This window comes from Mycobacterium sp. (genome assembly GCF_052143115.1).
In the GTDB taxonomy this organism is placed as follows: domain Bacteria; phylum Actinomycetota; class Actinomycetes; order Mycobacteriales; family Mycobacteriaceae; genus Mycobacterium.
Window position 1 is genome coordinate 1 of record NZ_JBKQTQ010000060.1, and the last position, 4,379, is coordinate 4,379.

The window sequence follows — 4,379 nt, forward strand, 5'->3', positions numbered from 1 at the left end:
TGACCCACAGCGCATTGGGCGCGGTCGTGGTGAAATCCCGGCCCACCAGATCGGGATGACGCGCCGCGGCCGGGTCGGTCTTGGTGGTGCGGACCCGTTTGCCGCGGCGCACCCCTTCGATGCCGGCAGCCCGCATATGCCGGGCGACCTGATCACGTCCGACGTCGTGACCAGCACGGCGGGCTGCTTTCCACAGCTTGCGGGCGCCGTAGACGCGATAGTTGTCTTCCCAGATCTGCCGCAGCGCCGGCCCCACGACGGCGTCGCGGCAAGCTCGCACAGAGGGCGGACGCGCCTTATTCGCGTAGTAGGTGCTCGGGGCCACCTGCACGCCTGCTGATCGCAGGACAGTGCAGATGGGCTCGACCCCGAACTCGTCGCGGTTAACGTCGATGAAGGTGACTACTTCTTGTGTTGGCGGTCGAGCTCCGCCCCGAAGAAACTGGCCGCTCGCTTCAGAATTTCGTTGGCACGCTTCAGTTCTCGGATCTCCTGCTCAAGTTCCCTGACCCGCTGCGACTCCGCGGTCGACACCCCGGGCGCGTAACCGTCGTCGATGTCGGCCTGGCGCACCCAGGAGCGCACCGATTCCACGCCGTATCCGAGTTGGCGGGCAACCCGGTACACCGTCCCATGCTCGGTGCCCAACTCGGCACGCAAGGTGCGCACCATCCGCACCGCAGCGGCCTTCTCCTCCGGGCTGTACCTACGCGTCGTCGCCTTCCCTGGCGACTGTTCCTTCGGCATGGCTCCATCCTCGTTTCCAAGGTCAGGAGCCTCCAGGATTTCCAGGGCGATTCAATATCGCCACCCTCCGTCGTCCCCCCGACAGTCCCATCTACGAACACGAAGCGCTCCTAACATTCGGGGGAGACAAAATTACGCCGATACATCAGATTCTTGTGAGAATGCCCAAGGTCGGATGCGAACGGACCGCCGGGGCCGAATTTCCCCGTCACAGTGGTCTCCGCTGAACTGGTAACCGCAGCGACGTTCACCCACACCAATGCGGACGGTAAGCGATGGCGGTGCTGCCTGTCGGCTCCGACGGGCGCCCCGTCAATCGGCCTGGGACCGCACGGGACCGCAGTAGAATTTCCCGAGACTTTCAGCCGCCAGCACAACCAACCCGTTGACCTGCTGCTTTATCCCGCAACCGTCACAACTTCGTTCGGCAAACGCCGAGGTGCGTTCGTACGACAAGGTCAACACGTTCTGAGCCGGGCACTGACAAGGCCAAGTAGCCGCTCGTCACGAATCATTTAGCGACCATGTACTTTCTTTTCGCCGCAGCGCCAGCACAAAAACCCCTTAAGGTTCGTGAAGGTCTGACTCCGCACCACAGCGAGCGCACCAAGCGCCGGTTACTTCTCCAGCGTGTACTGGGCGATATCGATGTAGCCCTCGTGGAACGCCTTCGCACCTCCACTGAGAAATCTGTCATAGCGGTTGTAGACGACTTCACCCTGTAGCGCGATGGCCTCATCCTTATGTTCCCTCAGCGCCGCCGACCACATATCCAAAGTCTTCGCATAGTGTGACTGCAGCTGCTGGATGCGGGTGCAGGTGTAGCCGACCTTAGCGGCATGGTCTGGCACCATATCGAGTGTTGGGAGCCGACAGCCGGGGAAAATCTCATCGACCATGAACTTGACGAAGCGTGCCAGCTCCAAGGTCAGTGGCAAACCCTCTGCGGTCATCTCTTTGGCAGTCAAGATGGTGATGGTGTGCAGCAGCATCACTCCGTCAGTCGGCATCGCCTTATAGGTGATGTCGAAGAACTCGTCGTAGCGGTCGAAGTCGAAGTGCTCGAACGCGCCGACCGACACAATCCGGTCAACCTTGCCGTCCCATTCTTCCCAGCCACGCAACTGGACCGACTTCGAGCGTTTGCTCGGGTTCTTGTCGAGAAGCGACTGAACATGGGCGAGCTGGTTCTTACTCAGCGTCAGACCGATGACATTGACGTCGTACTTGTCGAGGGCTCGGTTAATACAGGCACCCCAGCCGCAGCCGATATCGAGCAGCGTCATCCCAGGCTCCAGACCCAGCTTGCCGAGTGACAGGTCAATCTTCGCGAGCTGTGCCTCTTCGAGGGTCATGTCCTCCCGCTCGAAGTACGCACAGCTGTAAGTCTGCGTCGGGTCTTGGAAAAGCCGGAAGAACTCGTCAGACAGGTCGTAGTGTGCCTGCGCCATCTCAAATTTGGGGGTTAGTTTGGGGGAAATTTCATCACGACCTTCGCTCGAACTGTGTAGAGACGCCTTCCCAAAAGCTACGGCGCCACACGCCTTTATTCAAGCGTGCGGTGGGCCCCATGCGCGATGAGATCGAGACGCGCGTTCGGCACCTGCTGGCGGAGCTCGGCATCGAAACGAGGCTGTGACGCGCCCCGCGCTGTGGGGTCCGCTAAGGGGCCATCAAGTGCGCAGCAGGGTCAATTTCAGCCGTACCAGCTCTAAAGCTGCCATCACGGCGGGCCGTCACGGTCCAGCCCTTCGGCGCGGATCGCTTCGCGTTCGATCTCGTCCAGACCGGCTTAGGCGCACCGCAGCGCTGCGCTGGTTCCGGTTTGCTGGCGAGGCAATCTTGCCCTTAACTGATCTAAGCCGTTGCCGAAATGCTGCTAAATCGGTCGCGGCCGCGGCTACGGGCTGGAACTATGATTGTGCTTCTCATATTGTGGCTGAACAAATGAACGAAGATGACGGCGAGTCTGGTGATCCGGTGTCCCGGCCTCGCCGTCGGTGTGTCTGCCTCGCGCGTAGTCACCTTGCCACTCCACTTGCTCTCCCGCTGCGACCCTCGCGATCTGCTCGATCTGTTTTGTCGCGTCACGTGAGCGAAGAAACGACTTGTGCTTGCGCTGCAGATCTTCGTCAGACTCGATGCGCCTGAGTTCGGGGGCGAACTCTTCAAGCTCAGCTCGGCGCTGCGGGACGATCATGCACATCGGTTCGTCGACCTCGAATCGCACCGGCATCAGTTTGCGGGTGAATTTCCAGCTCATGCTGAAACTCGCACTTGCCCAGTCGGTTTCGACTATGCCCTCTAACGGATACACGGCGTCCTTCGGATAATTTGCGGGTCCGCGGACTAACAGGTTGTAGCCCGCAGGAGTGCGAAACAACATCGGCAGATGCCAGGTCAGGATGCCGTTACCGAAATGGCTGAGGGGCAGGAACTGGCCGGTATCGCGCTTATCGGGTTGGATCATCACGTCCGCCTCGTCTTCCTGACCGAACCACGTAGCGGTGAACGCGCACCGGTTGCGCAGCTCCCAGCCGCTTTGGTTAGCGATGAGCATCGGCAAACACCGATTGGGCCAACCGTTACGCGTCGCTGACATTGCTGACATCCACGTCCGGCTACTCGGTGCCGGGGTAATTCGCGGCGCGTCATCACGGGTGGTGAACCCGATCAGTGGACGGACCGGCCTGCTGGAGTTGTCACTCATCTGATCCTCGATTAGCTCGCGGCACCCGTTGCCGCAGACGTTGGAATGCCTTCCCCCAAACAGATGGCGCACGTCGTGGTCGGCGGCTTCGGACCGTTAGTATTGAATGCACAGCTTACTCACAGCTCGTCGAGGGGCGGTGGTAATCGTCTTTGCAGGGCCGGTGCGGAGCCACCCCGGCACAGCGAAAGGCCGATCACCGCGTTCTGGCCAGCTCCGCGATGTCGTTGACCCGCCGGATGGCCGTGGCGATTTCGTCGGCGAACCCCCGTCGCCGTTGAGCAAAGCCGGCGAGTGACGACCGGCTGCCGAGAAAGCTAGCGCCGTCGTGCCCTCACGTACCAGAACGCCATCTCGACTTGGTTGCCGTCGATCTCGCGGCGCCAGGTCGCAGGCTCCAGTGACTCGATATCCCAGCCTGCGCCGCCGAGGACGTCGCGCAGGGTCTGCTCGGGCACCGCCGGCCGGGGCCATTCGTCGTCCGACGGGTTGGCGTCGGAGAAGCAGCTGAGCAGCAGGGTGGCGCCCGGCCTGGTCGCCCGATGCGCCGCGGCCGCATAGCTGCGCTTGCCGTCATCGTCCAGGCAGTGGAACATGCCGCTGTCGACGATGGTGTCGAACGCGTCGGTGTAACCGTCGAGCTTGGTGGAGTCGGTCACCGCGAACTTGACGTCGACCCCGGCGTCCTTGGCCCGCCGCTCGGCGGTGATCAGCGCGGTCGGCGAGATGTCCAACCCGGTCACATTGTGTCCGCTTTTGGCCAGGTAGATGGCGTTGTCGCCGAGCCCGCAGCCAATGTCTAGGACGTCACCGTGCACCCAGCCGCCCTCCTGCCACGCGACGACGTTCTCTTTGGGCGCCTTGGTGTCCCACGGTGGTGTGGCCACAGCGGGAAAGCCTTCGGCCGGGCTTTCGCCGCGGT

The 4,379-nt window shown here is 62.0% G+C and carries 3 protein-coding genes, 2 pseudogenes and 1 other annotated feature; all 5 genes and pseudogenes read right to left on the bottom strand.

Annotated elements, in window-relative coordinates:
• Nucleotides 1-747, bottom strand: a pseudogene (locus tag ACLQI9_RS06825) (IS3 family transposase); the annotation flags it as partial.
• Nucleotides 317-448: a sequence feature (AL1L pseudoknot), on the bottom strand. Its footprint overlaps the pseudogene before it by 132 nt.
• Before the next feature lie 617 nt (nucleotides 748-1,364).
• Nucleotides 1,365-2,228 (bottom strand): cyclopropane mycolic acid synthase family methyltransferase, encoded by an 864-nt coding sequence (locus ACLQI9_RS06830; protein WP_442391356.1) that lies wholly within the window; start codon nucleotides 2,226-2,228, stop codon nucleotides 1,365-1,367.
• 419 nt (nucleotides 2,229-2,647) lie between these two features.
• Nucleotides 2,648-3,457 carry a DUF6065 family protein gene (locus ACLQI9_RS06835; protein WP_442391354.1) on the bottom strand — a complete coding sequence of 270 codons (810 nt, stop codon included), beginning with the start codon at nucleotides 3,455-3,457 and terminating at the stop codon, nucleotides 2,648-2,650.
• A 196-nt stretch (nucleotides 3,458-3,653) separates the two neighbouring features.
• Nucleotides 3,654-3,740 (bottom strand): annotated as a pseudogene (locus tag ACLQI9_RS06840) (hypothetical protein); the annotation flags it as partial.
• A 34-nt stretch (nucleotides 3,741-3,774) separates the two neighbouring features.
• On the bottom strand, nucleotides 3,775-4,379 hold a 605-nt coding region (locus ACLQI9_RS06845; RefSeq protein ID WP_442383836.1), incomplete at its 5' end, for a class I SAM-dependent methyltransferase.